The organism is uncultured Methanobrevibacter sp. (assembly GCF_902784195.1).
Lineage (GTDB): Archaea > Methanobacteriota > Methanobacteria > Methanobacteriales > Methanobacteriaceae > Methanobrevibacter.
Genome location: NZ_CACZTX010000008.1, coordinates 13,255 through 28,861 on the forward strand (window position 1 = coordinate 13,255; position 15,607 = coordinate 28,861).

Here is a 15,607-nt window from a genome sequence, read left to right on the forward strand (position 1 = left end):
GTGATAAAATGGATAGATTATTCAATTTATCTCAATTGCATAAGAATGCAAGTTCAGAGGATTTAAAACAAGGCTCTTTTGGTATAGAATGGGAAGGATTAAGAGTTCGTGAAAATGGAGAGCTTTCACTTAGCCCACACCCTGAAATATTTGGAAACAAATTATCAAATCCTTACATTACAACAGATTTCTCAGAAAGCCAGATAGAAATCATCACCCCAACATTTGATACAATTGATGAAGCGTTTTCATTTTTCTCTTTCATGTCTGATTTAGTTAACAGCTCTTTGGATGATGATGAGTTCCTATGGTTCCAATCATTGCCCTGTATACTCCCAGATTCAAGCGAAATCCCAATTGCAAAATATAAAGGCAGAGAATTGGCAGAAGAGTCAATGGAATATAGAAAAGGATTAGCTAAGAAATATGGTCTTAGAAAGCAATTGATTTCAGGCATTCATTTTAACTTTTCATTCAAGGAGGAACTCTTAGAAAAATTATATGAGAATTTGGATATCAGTGAGATTGAGAGTGATGAGGATTCAAGGATTTCCTATAAGGAATTCAAGAATATGCTTTATTTGAAAATATCAAGAAATTACATTCGATATGTTTGGCTTATAATCTATCTTACAGGCTGTTCCGTTGCAGCTCACGATACATTCACTCCAGAATGTACCAAATTGATGGAGCATAGCGATAATCGTGGAGGGGTTTATAGTGAAAGAGGTCCTTCATTCAGGAATGCATCTTGTGGATATAAAAATCTAGTGCATTTATATCCTAGTTATCATTCAGTGGAGGAATTTACAAGAGATGTTCAATCTTTCATTGATGAAGGTCACTTATCACAAGCTAAGGAATTGTACACTCAAATCAGATTAAAGCCTAAAGACCCAAGTGATGTTCTTTCATCTTTAAGAAATGATGGAATTCAATATCTTGAAGTGAGAACTTTAGACATAAATCCATTTTATAAATGTGGTTTAATAAAAAAAGATATGGATTTTCTCCATTTATTCCTCATTTATACATTGATTGCTGAAGAGTCAGACTATGAAAATTGGCAAGAGGAAGCTCTTTACAATGAGGAAATGGCTGCTGAGGCAGCATATGACTTTAATATGAAATTGCTTAAAGATGGTGAGGAAATCAGCTTGGAAGAATGGGGATTAAGAATTCTTGATGAAATTGATGACATGTGCAGAACCTTAGGTATTGGCAGCAGATCCCTTATAGATTCAATGAGACAAAGAATTGCAGATCCATCATTGACATATGGAAAAGGTCTCATTAGATTGATTAAAGAAGAAGGTTATATCAACAGTCAAATAAAATTGTCTAAAATAAATAAGATAACAAGCAAGTATCTTTTGGAAAATACAGACTTGTTGGATGATGAAAGATTTAAGGAATATGTTCCTATTGCCCTTCAAGGGGCTGAAAAATAGTTCTTTCATCTTTAATTTTTATTTTTTTTAATAAGAATTTAAATTTCTATTTTTAATCTTTACCTTTAATTTTTATTTTAACTGAATTTTTTATTTTTTTAATTTTCCTCTTAATTTCTTTTTAATTTATTTTCTAAACTTAACTCCAACATTGAATGCATCAGCTATTTTGTCTCCAACTTCAAGGTAGTCATATAAAACATCATCGTAGACTATTGGATTAAGCAATTTTAAATCAACTTTTCCTTTTTTGCCTAAAACATCTTCATCTGCTTGAATGTTTACAATCTCTCCAGTAATCTGAGTATGGCTACCTACTTCAACAATGTTCATGACTTTGCATTCAACAGATACTTTCATTTCATTTATGATAGGTGCGTTTACCTCTTTAGCTTTAGTGGTGGTGAAACCTACCTTTTCAAGTTTATCCACATCGTATCCTGATGCCATTCCAATGTAATCTGTCTCTGCAACTTGATCTACTGTTGGAAAACCTAAAACAAACTCCCCTTTTTCCAATATGCTTTTAAGTGTTTTTCGTTTAGCTGTTGAATTGATTGCAATCATCACTGCCGGAGGTTGATGGCTGCACATTGCAGCAAATGCAAGTGTACATGCATCTGCTTTTCCATCTTCATCATAAGCGGAAGCAATTACTGCAGGAGAGGGATACATCATTGCCCTTGGTTTCAAATAGACTTTTTTTGACATTTTTACACCAGTTAAAGTTTTAGATTTTAATGTTTTTCATGAAATTCACATGGTCTATGTATTTTCTTAAAACCTCTTCAACGGTTCCTTCATCCTTTACCAATTTCAATCCAGCATCTTCTGCATAGATTGCTGCTTTAGGGCCGAATTGCTCACATATTGCCACTTCACAATCTCCAATGGCTTCAATGATCTTTGGATTTTGATGTTTCATATCTGCTTCAATTTCAACATTTCTTTGCTCTATAAAGTTGAATTTATCCTCTTCCTCATCGTATTCATAAACATATAATGATTTTGCTTTTCCAAAGTGCAAATCTACATTTTCTCCATTAGTTGAAGCAACAGCTATTCTCATATTAGTCACCATTTTACTTTTTTTTTTTTTAATTTGAATAAAAAATAAGAGTTATTCCTCTTTCCAGTTGTTGTAAATCAAGGATTCTATTTTCTGGTTATCCTCAGGGTATGTGTTCTGATTCATAATGATGAACAATTCATCAGCATATTTCAATTTCAAATCCTCATCTGGAATCAATGTATTTCCGCTTCTTACAACAGATACAACCATCGCGGATTTTGGGATAGGAAGCTCCCAGATTTTTGTCCCTATCAAAGCGCAGTCCATTGGAACAACATACTCTTCCAATACGCTTTTTGTCTTATCGAAGTCAATTCCCTTATTCTTCTTCAATAGTCTCATAAGCAATGTTTCATAGATTGGTTCATTTCCAAGGATTGTTGGAATTATATATGCAAGTATTGTCACAACAATCATTGCAACAAGAGAGTTTGTAACTCCAGTCATCTCAGCAATCAATACAACTGCAGTTATTGGAGTTCTGACAGAACTTGCAAACATTGCAGCCATTGAAATCATGATGAACTTATATGCAATCATTGGATTCAATCCAAAAATTGGAATGACAATTGCACTGAATATTGCACCGATATATGCTCCAATAACAAGAACTGGGTAGAATATTCCTCCAGGGGCACTTGAACCGAAACAGAATATTAAAAGCAGGTATTTTCCAATTAAAAGGACGATTAAAACAGATAATGGAGGCAAGGTATATTCTATTAAATGCATCATGGAGTATCCTCCACCAAGCACATTAGGTAAAATTAGACCAACCGCTCCTGTTATGAGAAATACAATGACATATTTAACTTCCAATGGAAGAAAACTCAATCTTTCCCACATTTCAGAAGCCTTAATCATTCCCACATTATATATGTATCCTAAGATTCCAACGATAATTCCTAAAATAATCAAAAGGTAGAAGTATTTTAAAGGAAGATTCAATGATGTGAATGGGAATATTGGGCTTTGTCCAAAGAATATTTTTGATACCAGGTCAGCTACAACTGCTGAAACCAACCCTACAATAACGATGGATCTGTCAAATCCCTTATTGATTTCCTCTAAGGTGAAAATGAATCCTGCAAGTGGGGCACTGAATGTTGCTGCAAGCCCAGCTCCGCTTCCACATACCAAAAGACGTTTTTCATCTGTCTTGCTGTTTGGCAAGTATTTTGAAACACCTTTTGCAGCCATTGCTCCTAACTGTACAGATGGCCCTTCTCTTCCCAAGGAAAGACCTCCAAGGGATGTAAGGGTTCCTCCAAGAAACTTTGCAATCAATGTTTTCCACCAGCATACATCAAAGTATCCCTTAACTTCACCCATCACTATAGGTATTCCGCTCCCTAAGCTATCTGGATCCCATTTCATTAGAAGTGCAGTGATGAATCCCATTAGTGCAAGTATTGCAAACCATGCAATTGTTAATAGGAAGTCTCCTTGAATGTATTTTAATGTGGAAAATAGGATGTTTTCGCTATTGTCCAATCCGAATCTGTATAATGATACAACCAATCCTGAGAATAAACCTATTAAAATAGCTTCTATAATCAGTTTGATGTAATATTTTGAATCATCTACATTCAAACCCAATGTTTGCTTAATCATCTTCATGGTTTAACCTCAGTTTCATTATTTTGCTTATTCTGTTTAGTTAAATGTTCGCAGTGTCATGAAAAATAAAATTAATAATTATCTTGTGATTCCGCCAAATCCTTTTATAAGTTTTTCACATTCTTCAATGGATTCTTTGCTTAATGATTGAATTGAAAAGGTGTAACTGATTTCATCTTCTTTTATAGGTTCACCTTTGTAGATGTCAATTATTTCCACATCAACAACATCATCAATTCTTTTTAAAGCATCTTTGATGATGTGGGGATTTGATTTTCTCCTGAAGAGTGCACTAAGGTCTCTTGTGTGTATTTTCTGATTCTTGACCTTCCAATTGAAGAGTTCCTCTTCATCCAGCATTTCAGCATTGGATATCTTTAGCTTTTTGACCTTGCCGTTTTCATCTTCCAAATATACGAAATCAATACCAATTTCCTTGATTTTTCCAACATGGATTTTATCTGAATAAATATGCTTAAGTCCCACTTCCTGCCCAATGGATTGCATTAATATATTATATTCTTGGGTAAGGGCATTTATTGCCTTGTCACTTCTACCTAAAGCCGCTTGAATGTCCCCCATATGTCTTGTTGCTTTAAGAGCGATTTCAACAAACTCTTCCTCATCCTCATTTGTCAATGCTTCCTTCAATTCGCTTATGGAATCAAAAAGAGCTTGTCTGATTTTTTCTCCACGTTTATTCTCATGTTGGATAGAGTAAGTGAGATAAGGATTTTGAGATACTATCCTGGCTATTGTATCAATCATTAGATTGTAAATTGGACTTTCATAGTTTTCAGTATCCTTTATATCAACTTGAAGCTTTTCAATAGCTGAAGCTGTAGAGATGTATGAAAAGTGGGTTAAGACCTGTACAATTCCCATCATGTCATCATGATGCTCTGGAGTTGTTTCCACTATTCTCATTCCCTTGTCTTCAAGGAACTTGTAGATTTTAGGATACCATTCTCCCTTTTCAATTGGTGTAAGAACTATAATCTGCCCTTTCAAATCAGTGGTTCTTGGACCAAAGACTGGGTGAGTAGGGATGAATTCAACTCCTTCTCCAATGCATTCCTTCATTTTGAGGCTAGGTCCTTCTTTCACTGAAGTTACATCAAGCATTAAGGAACCTTCTTTCATGAATGGTCCCAATTCCTCTATAACAGATTCAGTGCTTGAAATAGGGACGGAAATAATCACGATGTCGCTATCTTGAACAATCTTCTTATTATTGTCGCTATATTTTATTCCAAGTTCTTCGCTGACTTGCTTACCGACAATGGAATCTCTTCCTGTAATTGTAACATCGAAGTTAAAGTCTTTCATATACCATGCAATGGTTCTTCCTAAACCTCGTGTTCCTCCAATAATTCCAATTTTCATTTTATTAGCTCTATTAGTTTTGTTTTAGAAATTGATAAAAATCATTTAAATTGATTTTGATAATTATTATTTTTGAAAATCTTATTTAAAAATTATTTTTGAAAACCTTATTTAAAAAACCTTATTTAAAAATTACTTAATTTTATATATTATCAATAATCATATTTTATATTGTTTTATAATAATTATATAAATATTGAGTTTTTTATAATTTTTGATATGTTTTTGATTAATTCTATTTGGAATTATCACTAAATTTAAAATTTTTTATGCTTTAATTGAGGTTTATTCATGAAAATAACTTATCAAGATAGAAAGAAAGGAATTATCGAACTTCTTCCTGAAACTTTAGATGACTTATGGCATTTATCTCACATAATTGCTGAGGGGGATACTGTATACTCTAAGACAACAAGAAGGATTCAGGACAATACTGGAGATAAGTTAAGAAGTGATAGGGGGGTTAAGAAGACCTTTACTTTAGGTGTTTCAGTGGAGGATGTAAGCTTTCACATATTCACTGGAAAGCTTAGGATAATCGGTTCAATCATTAAAGGTCCTGAAGACCTGATTCCTCTCGGATCTCACCATACAATTGAAGCAAAACTGAACACTCCAATCAAAATATTTAAGGAACATTGGTCCGGATATGCATTAAAGAGAATCAAGCAAGCTATTGAAGCTTCCAAGAAATTATCTGCAATCATTGTTGTATTGGAAGATGATGTTGCAGACTTTGGTTTGATGAGACAATTTGGAATTGAATATTATGGGCCAGTTATGGGAAATGTTTCCGGAAAAAGGATAGTTGATAAGAACAGGGCTAAGAATATTGAAAAATTCTATCAAAAGATTGTGGATTATATCCTCAAGTTTGACAATATCCAAACCATAGTCTTGGCGGGTCCCGGATTCTTTAAAAATGATTTCTTAAAGTATCTTGAGTTGAAGCATAAGGATTTGGCTAAAAAGTCCATAGTTGAAGCAACCGGTTCAGGTGGAAGAGTGGGCATCAACGAGGTTCTTAAGAAGGGAACCGTTGAAAAATTGGCTGCAGAGAATAGGGTTGCATTTGAAATTTCAGCTATAAATGAAATCCTTCAGGAAATAGCAAAATCTTCTAATTTGGTTGTTTATGGTAAAAAGCAAGTGAAAGAGGCTATCAATTTGGGAGCTATTGAAAAGCTATTGGTTTTGGATAATCTAATCAGAAGTGAAGACCTTGAGGAATCCATGGATATGGTTGAAAACATGTCTGGTGAAGTCTTAGTCATAAGTAGCCAGCACGAAGGTGGAAAACAGCTTGAAGGATTAGGTGGAATGGCTGCTACCTTAAGGTATTCCATTAATTAATTTATTATTTTTAACAACTATTTTTAGACTTAATTATTAATTATTTTAAAACTTAATATTATATTTAGACTTATCTATTTTAGACTTATTTATTAATTATTCTAAAACTTAATATTATATATAATAAAAATTATAAAAATATTAATATTACATTAAAAAATTAAAGGATTTTAAACATGTTTTTAGAATTATTATTTGTATTTATTGCAACATTTTTAGGAACTGGGGCATTGAATATAATATTCCGTTTCTTAGGTAAAAGAGGTTATATGGGAAATCTATATGAACCTGTACGCGGAGGCACTCCTCGTGGGATTGGTATAATTCCATTTATTGTAATTAGCCTATTCTTGCCTGCAGGATTTAACAATCTTGTTCTAGTGATGGGATTATGTGCTCTAGTTGATGATGTGATAGGTAGAAGAAGAATCGCTAACTTGCCTATTGAAATAGGTCAGCTTGCCAGAGGAATAGGTATGTTATGCGTTATCGGATTAGGTTATCCTCTTATGGGCATTTCTTCTATTTTAGTTGCTTTAATGATTCAGCCTATGAACATTGCAGATATGCAACCTGGATCCGCAGTAAGCGTAGTTATTATAATGAGCTTCTTTACAATTCTTGCAACTCTCATTATAGGTGCAGCCCCTGTTGCACAGATTCCTGCATATTATGTTCCATTGTTGACTTTAGTAACATGTATTGCTTATGCTCCTTTAGACTATTCCGGAAAAATCATGTTAGGTGAAGTGGGAAACCATACCTTCGCTTTAGCTTTGGGAATAGGATTTTACATTCTTGGAGGATTTGTAGGAACATTAATATTGTTCATTGTAACCACTGCATTGATTGCATACATTAGAAGAAGAAAGTTATCTAGATTCCTTATTAATAAATTGCATATAAACAATCCAACTTTCGGTGATTTGTTTATGGATGTCTTAACTGGTGGAGGTTTAGGTGATTTATTCAGAAAGATCATTCTTGGTGAGCGTCAGCAAGTTGTAACAGATAATTTATTAATTCCCCTCGGATTTAGAAGATTGCTTTACAATCCACATTCCCCTAATCTTGAAAGAGTAATTGAAAAGGATGTTAGGACAAAACCGACTGATTTAAGAAAGTTAAGTTAATCGTAAAGTTCTAGTAAATTATAAAAATCAAATATTTAATCAAGTATTTAATCAAATTTTAAATTAATTTTTTATATTTATTATGGTGATTTTATGAGTGATATTTTTGAAGTCATTAAAAATCGTAGAAGCGTAAGAGCTTACAAAGATGAACAGATTGAAGATGAACAAATTGAACAAATTTTAGAAGCAGCTATTATGGCTCCTACTGCAAGAGGAGAAGCTCCATGGCATTTCACTGTAGTTCAAAACAAGGAAACCCTTGCAGATATAAATGATTCTGTACTCAAGATATTATCCAATTCCGGTGATGAATTCCTTGAAGCAATTGCTGAATCTGGTGTTAATGTTATGCACAATGCTCCAACTGTTGTATTTGTTTCCGCTAAATCAGATGCAACCAATATGCAGGCAGACTGTTCAGCAGCTATTGAAAACATGCTTCTTGCAGCAGAAGGATTGGATATCGGGTCCTGTTGGTTAGGTCTTGTAGCTATTTACTTCAGTGTTGAAGAAAACTTGAAAAAGCTTCACATTCCTGAAGGATACACTCCATTGTATGGTGTTGCTTTAGGTTATAAAGTTGAACCAAATGAACCAAACCCACGTAAGGATATTTTTGTCAATTGGGTAAAATAAGATTAAAAATTTTTATTATTTTTTATTAATTTTCTTTAAACTATTTTTTAAAAAAAGAAGCATTGATAAGATAGATTATCTTATCAACTTTAATTTTTATACTAATTTTATATTTTTATATTATTATTTCTATTTCTATTTATATTTCTATTCACATGATTTTTAAGATTTTATAATAAGCATCTGTAGATGGATGGACTTCCAAGAAATCATCGAAATCCTCTTTTGTAATTCCCATATTCATTAGGAATGCAAGATATGCCGTATCATCAATTGATGATGGAGATATTTGACTTGCTCTCACTATCTCTTCTGTTTCAGTATTGAGTGAAATCTTTGTAAGTCCAGTTTCTCCTCTTAAGATTCTCCAGAATGCATGTGGGCCTCCAAGACCAGGAATTATGACATCTTCAACATTGTCGCTATCCTCATCAGATTTTGATGCTTTTTGAGTGAAGCTCACATCCAAATCCAATGTCAATGACTGTGGAACGTTTATATCATCAAACTTATTCAAGTATCCTGCCATGCTTCTTGCTGCTGAAATCCCTTCTTTTCTTGCATAAGGAGTGAGGGTGATTCCTCCTGTAACGTCTCCTGCAGCATAGATGTTTGGATTTGAGGTTTGGAAGAATTCATTTACCTTAATTGACCCATCCTCGTTCAAGTCCACTATGTCAGCAACTATTTCTGAATTTGGAACTCTTCCAGTGGCTATCAATGTTTTTCCTTCAAACTCTCCCTTGTCTGTTATGATGGAGTTTTCAGTGATTTCCAAAACATTGGTGTTTTCATGGATATCCACTTCATCAATGAGTTTGTTAACTACATAAGATTTGATTTCCGGTTCCAAATCCTTTAGGATTTCACTTCTTGCAATGATTTTCACTTCACTTCCAAAGCTTGAGAATAGGTTTGACAATTCTGTAGCAATAATCCCTCCACCAACTATATTTAATTTGCTTGGAACTTCCTCTAAGGAAAGCACATCGCTACTTGTTAAAGCATATTTTACTCCATCGATATTTGGAATAAATGGTCTTGCACCAGTAGCTATCAAAAGATTTTCCGCTTCATATATCTTGCAATCCTCATTTTTCACATTTTCTCTTTGAAGCTCATTGTCATTGTCCAATTTCACCTTAACTATGATTTTATCATCATCACTTATTTCCACACTCGCTTCACCATAGATGACATTATTGTTCACGCTTTCATTTTCTTCCTGGTTAAGTCTGCGGAGCATGAGTTGAGTCTTTTTAATGTTGTCACATGCAGATTTATAATCCAAGCTTATGTTTCCATCGATGAATCCGATTTCAGTGAATCTTTTGAAGTTTCTTATGAAACGGCTAATGTCAGTAAGCGCACATACAACCATGCATCCTTCATTAAGACAGGTTCCTGCAATGTATTTCTTTTCAATAAGCAAGGTTTCCTCTCCCAATTTGCCAAGTTCGAATGATCCAAGTCTTCCAGCAGGGCCTGCTCCAATAACAATGTTTTTAAATTTTTTTATTTCTTCCATGCTATCCCTTGATTTTTTTTAAATTATTTGGTTTTATTAAGTCAGTACTAATTATTAAAATTAATAAATTAATAAATTAATTAATTTTAGTATGTTTATTTTATTATAAAAATTTATTAATTATTTTTAAAAATAGCTGTTTCAAATGAGTGATAATTGTTCTAATAAAAATAATTTTATGTAAAAATAGTGAAAAGTATTATTAATCTCTTCTGAAAGTAATACTTTATTGTATTAAGTTATGAATAATTTTATGATTTAAAAAAAATTAGTTTTAAGAATTAGTTTTTATTTAATAATTCCAAGAACTTCTCTTTAGCTTCATCAATTGTTAAAGGATAATCGTTGTTCATGTCAAATCCTTCTTTTTCAAGATTTTGGAAAAGCTCTGTAACAATAGGCACTTCCAAGTTTGCCTTATCAAGAATTTCAGGTTGTGCAAAAATCTCTTTAGGTGTTCCTTCCGCAACCAATAATCCGTCAACCATAACGAACACTTTTTTTGCATAATTCGGAACCAAGTCAACTTCGTGAGTTGAAATGATGATTGTGATTCCCTCTTCATTAAGTTCCTTCAATAATTTGCTCAAACCTCTTACACCTTGAGGGTCTAATCCTGCAGTTGGTTCGTCTAAAACCATGATTTCCGGTTTCATTGCAAGAATTCCTGCAATAGCAACTCTCTTCTTTTGACCTCCACTTAAATGATGAGGTGCCTTTTTCTCGAAACCGCTCATTCCTACACGAGCTAAACTTTCAGTAACCCTTTTTTGAACCTCTTCCATAGGTAACTTCAAGTTTAAAGGGTGGTCATCAGGGTTTTGGAATACGATTCCAACTTTCTGTCTAAATTTTAGCAAAGATTTTTTATCATACTTCAATTCTTCGCCATCGATGAAAACTTGACCTTCATCAGGTTCATAGATACCATTCAAATGAAGGAACAAAGTAGATTTTCCAGCACCGTTTTTTCCCAAAAGAGCAACCATTTCTCCTTTCTCAACTTTTAAGCTAACTCCTTTAAGTGCTTGATAATCCTTAGTATAAGAATATTTGATATTTTTCACTTCTAACATTTTATTCCTCCTTTGGCGGTACATAAACCGGAAGTTCTCCGTAATAACCTCTTGAATCTAAACTATGTTGTAATGTTTCACTTTTATCTAATGATCTTAAAAAGATATTACTTATTAAATCTGCTAAGCATTTCATTGAATTCATATAAGAATGATATCCCATTCTTGTTTTCTGTGCTTTTTGCATTGTATCGATTTCATTTAGGAATATGAATATTGTATTGTACATTAAAAGCCCGATTTCAGTAATGATTTTTGGTACTTTCAAGGTATCCAAACAATGGAAAATCTTTGAAATTGGTGTTGTCAATGCAAGAAAACCTAATAAAGGGAAACATCCTAATACTCTAAAGAATGTGTATAACCCATAATGCCATGAGTCATCAGTAACTACAATGCCGAATATTCCTGTTTCATAGATGACTTCTCCATTTCCAAAGAAGAATATTAAGAATAGACATGTTATGACAAGAAATGCCATAGGTATTGTTAAAAATTTCAAATAGGATCTTATGCTGATTTTTGCTACTCCAAGTATTATGATGGAGAATAAAATGAAAATAAAGACATCAAAATATAGATTATCCAATGCTAAAGTAACTATCAATAATATTGCTGTTAAAAACAACTTTAAATAGGGGTTTGTTTCACTTAATTCATTATTGTGAGCAATATAATCCATATCAAATTTCATAAAATCACTAAAAATTCGTCAATTTAAAAAATTTTTAAGATTTTTGTTTTTTAAAAAATCTCTAAAAAAAGAAAAAATGGATAAAGAAGATTTATTCTTCTTTACCTTGTCCTCTCCAGTAACCGAAGAAGTAACCGATAATGATTGCTCCTATAGCTGCTTGAAGAGCGAATAATAAACTTTCTATTTCACCACTAGGTGGTTCCCAAATTGATGAAAACCATGGTTCAAAGTGAGTTGCTTCAATTTGTTCACTTGCTGCATCGTCAGAACCACCAAAGTATCCATCATCTTCCCCATGACCATTGTACATTGCTAATGGTGCAATGAAGATAATTGCACAGATTACTGCTAAAATAATTAATGTTGATGTTTTCATGTTAATCACCTTATGCTTCATTAGGAGCTAATGCACCTAATTTGTCTAATAATTTTGGTTTGTAAGCTTTTAATCTGTCCCATATGATTACGGTTAAGATACCTTCACCAATAGCTAATGGTACTTGGGTTACTGCAAAGATAGTTAAGAAAGCAGTTAATGCTGCGCCGAAAGTAGGTGCAGGGAATGCGAAAGCTAATTGGAATGAAGTAGCTACGTAAGTTAATAAGTCACCTAAGAATGCTGCAAAGAAGATTGCAATGGTTGATGAGATATTAGCTTTAGTTAAACCTTTGTATACTAACCAAGCGATGAATGGACCTACAATACCCATTGAGAAAATGTTTGCACCTAAAGTGGTTAATCCACCGTGTGCGAGTAATAAAGCTTGGAAAATAAGTACGATAGTTGCGAGTACAGCAGTTACAGCAGGGCCGAATAATGCTGCACCTAATCCGTTACCACAAGGGTGAGAACAACTTCCAGTAACAGAAGGTAATTTTAAAGATGATAAGATGAACATGAATGCTCCACTTACAGCAAGTAATGCTTTGGATTCAGGGGTTTCATCTACGATTTTTTTAATTTGATAAATACCAAATGCAACGATGATGAATGATATGACGAACCATACAATACACCATGTTAATGGTAAATATCCTTCCATAATATGCATAAATAATTTCCTCCAAATTAATATCAATATAATTTGATATTTTAATAAAGTTAAATTAAGTTTACTTTTATTAAAGTTATATTGATAAAGTAATTTATATTCTTTATTATATATAAACTTTTTAGTAATACTTCAAACTATTTTATCAAAAACTAATTATTTTCTAAAAAATAAAAGGATTGCATTTAAATTTCATGTTCCTTGATTTTTGTTTTTTGTTTCAATTTTTTTCATGGTTTGAATTTTATTTGTCTTATATTGGATTTTTATGAATTTTTTAATACTTTCACTTATTTTTTGGAAATTAGTTTGATAAAATAAAAATATTTATATAATCTAAAAACTAATAATTAAAATATCAAATATAAGTGATTTTAATTTAAGATTTTAAATTAATCAATTCATTTAAATAAATAAAAGGAGATGTTGCTAATGTGTATTGCTGCACCAGCTAAAATTGTAGAAATTGACACTGAATCTAACATTTGCGCTGCAGACTTTGGAGGAGTAAGACAAAACGCAAAATTGGATCTTCTTCCAGATGTGGAAATTGGTGATTATGTATTGATTCATGCAGGATATGCAATTGAAAAATTATCTGAAGAAGCTGCAAAAGAATCTTTAGAATCCTGGGATGAATTATTGGAAATGTTAGAAGAAGAAGACAAAGAACGTGAAAAAATGATGAAAGACATGTTATAGTCTTTTTCATTTTCTTTCTATTTTTTAATTTTATTTGACAATCGATATTTAATTGATTTTAATGTTTATAAAGTTTTTAAACTAATTTCTTTACTATTTTTAATTGATTTTTAAAGGATTTTTATCTTAAATCGTGATTATATGGATGAGGAAATAAGATTACTGAAGGAATTGAATTGCCCTGAATGGGTAATTGAGCATTCCAAGGGAGTTTCAAGAAAGGCATGTGAAATTGCATCCAATTTTGATGATGTGGATATGGAACTTGTAAGGGTTGGCGGATTATTGCATGATGTTGGCAGATCCAAAACCAATTCCATTGAACATGCAGTGATTGGCGCTCAGATACTTAAGGAAAGGGGATATCCTCAAGAGATAATCAATATTGTTGAAAGGCATATCGGAACTGGCCTCACTGAAGATGATGCAAGGCAGTTAGGATTGCCTATAAAGGATTACACTCCTCAAATATTGGAGGAAAAGATAGTTTCCCATGCAGATAATCTATTCAATGGTGCTGATGAGGTGGATGTTGAGTTCACTATTGAAAAGTGGAAAAGGAAATTAGGTGAAAATCATCCATCAATAGAAAAAATCAAGAAGATACATGAAGAGCTTGTCTTAAGATTTGAGTAATTTATAAATTTCTTAAAAAAACTATTTTATTAATGAAGTTTATATATTAAATTGATATTAATATTAAAATGTCGATTTTTTATCTATTTTTAATTTTATAATTTTACACGAGGAAAAGAATGAAAGTTATTTGTTCAAGTGATGAGTCATTATATAGGCCTGAAGTAGTCAGATGGAGAGAGAGGATGGCTATGATGGAACCTTTAGGGGATGTTGTAGTAGCACTTCCATGCAGTATGAAAAAGCCATACTCAAATTCTCAGTCTCACCAAAAGTTCAGAAGGGCTACCAAAGGTTATCAGGAAGTAATCGTAACTTCTCCATTTGGAATATGTCCAAGGGAATTGGAAAACACCTTCCCAATCCAATCCTATGATGTGGCTGTTTCAGGTGATTGGAATGATGATGAGATAAGGTTAGCTGGAGAGCTACTTAGGGATTATGTTGGAGACAAGCCTGTAATCGCAAATGTTGAAGGAGGTTACGAAGAGGTTTGTCGTGAGTATTTGGATAACTGTACTTATGTATGTGACAGTGGCAGACCTACCTCTCCGCAATCCATTTTCAACTTAAGGGAAGAGCTTAAGAAATATCCTAAAACAAAACATAGGGATAGGGTGTTGAATGAGCTCAGATCTGTTGCTAAATATCAGTTTGGTGCGGAAGCTGAAGCAATGATCACTGATGATGTTGTTGCTAAAGGAAGGTATCATAGAACCCTTTATTCCAATGGAAAGACAGTGGCTCTTCTCAATAGGGATGTTGGCTTATACACCCTTAACCTTGAAGGTGGAAGAAGACTTGCTGAACTTGGCATTCATGTGGTTGAAATAGACTTTGACCTAAAGACAAACTCATTGTTCGCTCCAGGAATTGTTAATGCAGATCCAAGCATTCTTCCAAAGGACGAAGTCGTTGTCGTTAGAAATGATGAAGTCGTTGGTGTTGGAAAAGCTGTCTTGACTGGTCGTGAAATGACTGAGTTAAGAAATGGTATTGGAGTAAAGATCAGACACAGAAAGAAAAACTAATTATTCTTTCTTTCATTTACTTGAAAAAAAGTAAAATAATAAAATAAAATAATGAAAATAAAATAATAAAATAAAAAATAAAATAAAATATTTAAATAAATTAAGTTATATTTATTTAATATTTATATACATATTTTTATTATTATTGATAAGTTTAAATATAATTAAAACAATAGTTATATTATTAACTTTTTGTTAGGAAATAAAATTTTAAATTTTATTCTTATCACT

The 15,607-nt window shown here is 32.6% G+C and carries 16 protein-coding genes; 7 read left to right on the top strand and 9 right to left on the bottom strand.

All coding sequences use genetic code 11. The annotated features are described in order from the left end of the window. The first annotated feature begins 8 nt into the window (after positions 1-8). Positions 9-1,451: a glutamate--cysteine ligase gene (locus QZU90_RS06540; RefSeq protein WP_295605678.1), complete on the top strand. Its 1,443-nt coding sequence runs from the start codon at positions 9-11 to the stop codon at positions 1,449-1,451. A gap of 126 nt (positions 1,452-1,577) precedes the next feature. Here the strand turns inward: QZU90_RS06540 and QZU90_RS06545 are convergent, their stop codons facing one another. From QZU90_RS06545 to QZU90_RS06560, 4 genes are all read right to left on the bottom strand, one after another. Then, positions 1,578-2,162, bottom strand: coding sequence for a flavin reductase family protein (locus tag QZU90_RS06545; RefSeq protein ID WP_295605680.1), 585 nt, complete (start codon positions 2,160-2,162; stop codon positions 1,578-1,580). A gap of 19 nt (positions 2,163-2,181) precedes the next feature. Then, a complete protein-coding gene (locus QZU90_RS06550; protein ID WP_295605682.1) occupies positions 2,182-2,520 on the bottom strand; it encodes a NifB/NifX family molybdenum-iron cluster-binding protein in 339 nt (112 codons plus the stop codon). A gap of 51 nt (positions 2,521-2,571) precedes the next feature. After that, complete coding sequence (locus QZU90_RS06555; protein WP_295605684.1) at positions 2,572-4,143, bottom strand: ClC family H(+)/Cl(-) exchange transporter; 1,572 nt, start codon at positions 4,141-4,143, stop codon at positions 2,572-2,574. Positions 4,144-4,221: 78 nt separating this feature from the next. Further along, positions 4,222-5,529 carry a prephenate dehydrogenase gene (locus tag QZU90_RS06560; RefSeq protein ID WP_295605686.1) on the bottom strand — a complete coding sequence of 436 codons (1,308 nt, stop codon included), beginning with the start codon at positions 5,527-5,529 and terminating at the stop codon, positions 4,222-4,224. 291 nt (positions 5,530-5,820) lie between these two features. Here QZU90_RS06560 and QZU90_RS06565 point away from each other — a divergent pair, with 291 nt between their 5' ends. The 3 genes from QZU90_RS06565 to QZU90_RS06575 all read left to right on the top strand — a co-directional run bounded on the left by QZU90_RS06565 (position 5,821) and on the right by QZU90_RS06575 (position 8,654). Continuing rightward, complete coding sequence (locus tag QZU90_RS06565; RefSeq protein ID WP_295605688.1) at positions 5,821-6,882, top strand: mRNA surveillance protein pelota; 1,062 nt, start codon at positions 5,821-5,823, stop codon at positions 6,880-6,882. Positions 6,883-7,058: 176 nt separating this feature from the next. Then, positions 7,059-8,015, top strand: a complete 957-nt coding sequence (locus tag QZU90_RS06570) for a cell wall biosynthesis protein (RefSeq protein WP_295605690.1) — start codon at positions 7,059-7,061, stop codon at positions 8,013-8,015. A 93-nt stretch (positions 8,016-8,108) separates the two neighbouring features. Beyond that, positions 8,109-8,654 (top strand): nitroreductase family protein, encoded by a 546-nt coding sequence (locus tag QZU90_RS06575; RefSeq protein WP_295605692.1) that lies wholly within the window; start codon positions 8,109-8,111, stop codon positions 8,652-8,654. A gap of 151 nt (positions 8,655-8,805) precedes the next feature. On the opposite strand, the gene QZU90_RS06580 is transcribed toward QZU90_RS06575, so the two are convergent. From QZU90_RS06580 to cbiM, 5 genes are all read right to left on the bottom strand, one after another. Continuing rightward, positions 8,806-10,182: an NAD(P)/FAD-dependent oxidoreductase gene (locus QZU90_RS06580; protein WP_295605694.1), complete on the bottom strand. Its 1,377-nt coding sequence runs from the start codon at positions 10,180-10,182 to the stop codon at positions 8,806-8,808. A 281-nt stretch (positions 10,183-10,463) separates the two neighbouring features. Beyond that, a complete protein-coding gene (locus QZU90_RS06585) occupies positions 10,464-11,258 on the bottom strand; it encodes an ATP-binding cassette domain-containing protein (RefSeq protein ID WP_296856277.1) in 795 nt (264 codons plus the stop codon). Between the two features lies 1 nt (position 11,259). Next, a complete protein-coding gene (gene cbiQ, locus QZU90_RS06590; protein WP_295605698.1) occupies positions 11,260-11,952 on the bottom strand; it encodes a cobalt ECF transporter T component CbiQ in 693 nt (230 codons plus the stop codon). A gap of 91 nt (positions 11,953-12,043) precedes the next feature. After that, positions 12,044-12,331: an energy-coupling factor ABC transporter substrate-binding protein gene (locus tag QZU90_RS06595; RefSeq protein WP_295605701.1), complete on the bottom strand. Its 288-nt coding sequence runs from the start codon at positions 12,329-12,331 to the stop codon at positions 12,044-12,046. A 10-nt stretch (positions 12,332-12,341) separates the two neighbouring features. Then, the gene (gene cbiM / locus QZU90_RS06600) at positions 12,342-13,007 is read right to left on the bottom strand and encodes a cobalt ECF transporter S component CbiM (RefSeq protein ID WP_295605703.1); all 666 of its coding nucleotides are present in this window, start codon (positions 13,005-13,007) and stop codon (positions 12,342-12,344) included. 432 nt (positions 13,008-13,439) lie between these two features. On the opposite strand from cbiM, the gene QZU90_RS06605 reads away from it, so the two are divergent. The 3 genes from QZU90_RS06605 (at position 13,440) to QZU90_RS06615 (ending at position 15,376) form a co-directional block, all read left to right on the top strand. Beyond that, positions 13,440-13,709, top strand: a complete 270-nt coding sequence (locus tag QZU90_RS06605; RefSeq protein ID WP_292788497.1) for a HypC/HybG/HupF family hydrogenase formation chaperone — start codon at positions 13,440-13,442, stop codon at positions 13,707-13,709. A 141-nt stretch (positions 13,710-13,850) separates the two neighbouring features. Beyond that, positions 13,851-14,345: a TIGR00295 family protein gene (locus QZU90_RS06610; RefSeq protein WP_295605705.1), complete on the top strand. Its 495-nt coding sequence runs from the start codon at positions 13,851-13,853 to the stop codon at positions 14,343-14,345. Between the two features lie 119 nt (positions 14,346-14,464). Then, entirely contained in the window at positions 14,465-15,376 is a 912-nt protein-coding gene (locus QZU90_RS06615) for a DUF5591 domain-containing protein (protein ID WP_295605708.1), read from the top strand. Positions 15,377-15,607: the final 231 nt, after the last annotated feature.

Excerpts from the sequence above, each read along its gene's own strand:
- QZU90_RS06540 (WP_295605678.1), top strand. The coding sequence starts at position 9 with ATGGATAGATTATTCAATTTATCTCAATTGCATAAGAATGCAAGTTCA.
- QZU90_RS06615 (WP_295605708.1), top strand. The coding sequence starts at position 14,465 with ATGAAAGTTATTTGTTCAAGTGATGAGTCATTATATAGGCCTGAAGTA.
- QZU90_RS06550 (WP_295605682.1), bottom strand. The coding sequence starts at position 2,520 with ATGAGAATAGCTGTTGCTTCAACTAATGGAGAAAATGTAGATTTGCAC.
- QZU90_RS06545 (WP_295605680.1), bottom strand. The coding sequence starts at position 2,162 with ATGTCAAAAAAAGTCTATTTGAAACCAAGGGCAATGATGTATCCCTCT.
- cbiM (WP_295605703.1), bottom strand. The coding sequence starts at position 13,007 with ATGCATATTATGGAAGGATATTTACCATTAACATGGTGTATTGTATGG.
- QZU90_RS06585 (WP_296856277.1), bottom strand. The coding sequence starts at position 11,258 with ATGTTAGAAGTGAAAAATATCAAATATTCTTATACTAAGGATTATCAA.
- QZU90_RS06560 (WP_295605686.1), bottom strand. The coding sequence starts at position 5,529 with ATGAAAATTGGAATTATTGGAGGAACACGAGGTTTAGGAAGAACCATT.
- QZU90_RS06555 (WP_295605684.1), bottom strand. The coding sequence starts at position 4,143 with ATGAAGATGATTAAGCAAACATTGGGTTTGAATGTAGATGATTCAAAA.
- cbiQ (WP_295605698.1), bottom strand. The coding sequence starts at position 11,952 with ATGAAATTTGATATGGATTATATTGCTCACAATAATGAATTAAGTGAA.
- QZU90_RS06565 (WP_295605688.1), top strand. The coding sequence starts at position 5,821 with ATGAAAATAACTTATCAAGATAGAAAGAAAGGAATTATCGAACTTCTT.
- QZU90_RS06610 (WP_295605705.1), top strand. The coding sequence starts at position 13,851 with ATGGATGAGGAAATAAGATTACTGAAGGAATTGAATTGCCCTGAATGG.
- QZU90_RS06580 (WP_295605694.1), bottom strand. The coding sequence starts at position 10,182 with ATGGAAGAAATAAAAAAATTTAAAAACATTGTTATTGGAGCAGGCCCT.
- QZU90_RS06595 (WP_295605701.1), bottom strand. The coding sequence starts at position 12,331 with ATGAAAACATCAACATTAATTATTTTAGCAGTAATCTGTGCAATTATC.
- QZU90_RS06575 (WP_295605692.1), top strand. The coding sequence starts at position 8,109 with ATGAGTGATATTTTTGAAGTCATTAAAAATCGTAGAAGCGTAAGAGCT.
- QZU90_RS06570 (WP_295605690.1), top strand. The coding sequence starts at position 7,059 with ATGTTTTTAGAATTATTATTTGTATTTATTGCAACATTTTTAGGAACT.
- QZU90_RS06605 (WP_292788497.1), top strand. The coding sequence starts at position 13,440 with ATGTGTATTGCTGCACCAGCTAAAATTGTAGAAATTGACACTGAATCT.